Origin of the sequence: Spirulina sp. 06S082 (assembly GCF_034932145.1) — a bacterium.
In the GTDB taxonomy this organism is placed as follows: Bacteria; Cyanobacteriota; Cyanobacteriia; order Cyanobacteriales; family Spirulinaceae; genus CCY15215.
Genome location: NZ_JAYGHV010000370.1, coordinates 1 through 1879, shown reverse-complemented (window position 1 = coordinate 1879; position 1879 = coordinate 1). Strand labels below are relative to the sequence as shown.

1 protein-coding gene is annotated in these 1879 nt (G+C 46.8%); it reads right to left on the bottom strand.

Annotation, left to right across the window (positions count from 1 at the left end; translation table 11 throughout):
• Positions 1-247: 247 nt before the first annotated feature.
• Positions 248-1879, bottom strand: a 1632-nt coding sequence (locus VB714_RS21325) for an iron uptake porin (RefSeq protein ID WP_323226702.1), incomplete at its 5' end; no start/stop codon positions are given.

Sequence of the window (1879 nt, the reverse complement as noted above, 5' to 3'; positions counted from 1 at the left end):
AGAGTGTATGTGGGCAAAAGTTCCGACTGCACGCTGAGAACGCCAGTTGTTCTGGGAACGCTACGGAATTTCCGTAGCTGAAAGAATCCCCAACCATAATCTTTGATTTGGTTGGGGAGCGTTCAAAATGGTGCGAAGCATCCCAACAAAGATTGTTTAGCTTTAAAGTTCTAAAAATAAAAAGGAGTGCGGAAATGCACTCCCTTTAAAGCTAGATGAGCAAATTACTCAGATAAACTTACTGTTCCTAGAAACTGAAAGTGGTCCGCAGCATACCAACAAAGATTGTGTCGTTGTTGGGGTTGCCATTGGGATTAAACACAGCATAAACCCCTGGAGCCATTTCAATATTGTCGGTAATGGGGAAGCGATACTCGATATTGGCCATGTAGGATGGGGAGCGATCGCTCGGTCCATTGTTAGCACTACCGAGATAAGGCAGCATCCCAAAACCTGCGACGAGAACATCATCTTCTTTGAAGAGATCGGGGAAGCCAAAGTTAATACCCCATGTCCAATAGTCAGCATTATCGCCGACGCGAACGCCAGATTCGGCAATTGCATTCGCATAGCCAACAAAAGCACTGACATTTAAGACCTCAGAGGCATCCCAGGAGGCAGATAAATGCCAGTGATTGCTAGAAATCGCAGACCGGAAGAAACCTGTAGCGCGACTTGCATCGTTGAGATTGTAATAAAGGAAAGGATTTTGCCCTAAAATACTGGCTGTGGCTGAGACATGAGAATCATTTTCGCCAGAGTAGGCGCGAGCATAACCAAGTGCAATAAATAGATCGTCAGAAAGATCGAAGTTCAGTTGGACGGGTAAAACGTAGTTCCCACCAAAGATTCCCTCAGTTGCACTGTTGGCATTACCAGCCATGAAACCAACATCTAAGCGCAACCAATCGGCGAGTTCGATATTTGCACCAATACCCGCATCTGGATCGCCGATTTCATAGAAAAGGTTGTTGTAAGCCAATCCTAAAGGCAAACCGTCAGCAGCAAAAGGGCTAGTGGTTCCTGAATCTAAGACATCATCAATCCCCAAACCCGTTGCACCAATGTGGAACATCACCCGATCGCCTATGGGAAAGCGATAAATTAGGTCGGAAAGACGAATATCGTTATTATCTGTGTTGCCATACTTGTTGGGATCGGCTTGATCGGTGGAGAGTCCTGTATCGCTAATATTTTGTAAGTTACGAGCCTGAATACGAGTCCGGAGACGATCGCGTCCAGTGAAACTGGTGTCAAAGTTTAAGCGTACCCGATATCCAAAAGCTAAAGGGGAGTTGCGATCGGTTTGGAAGTTGGTAGAGTCATCCACACCATCTATCGCGGAGGCAAAATCGCTCGCTACCGTAGGATTGAGAGTGAGATATTCTCCCAAGGTAATCGAATCAACTACCCCAGTATCCTCAAAGACACCCAACATTCGGTTGCGGTCAATAACTTGAGCGGCAGATTCTGGTAAGAATGCCGAATTCTCAATACGGCTGAGATCGAAGTAATCAGCGTTATCAAAGCCGAAAATCTTAGCGCGATCGCCCGTGGCAATATCTAAGTTGAAGATAACTTCTCCCACTAATTTTGTAGTGGTGGAGAATTGGTTATCTTCCAGGAAAGCAACGCGACCTTCCAAGTTATCTACCCGCGTTCCCAAGGTGGCGAGTTCCGCTTCAAACTCTTGCATCAGACGACGCAGAGTGCTGAGTTCCCCTTCGCCAAAATCGAGTCCTGAAATTACGCGCTCGAGTTGTTGCAAACAAGCATTCAAACCGGCTGCAAATTCGTAGCGAGTCAAAGCGCGGTTGCCGCGATAAGTGCCGTTGGGATAGCCCTTGAGACAGTCGTAGCGTCGCACCAAGTCATCTAA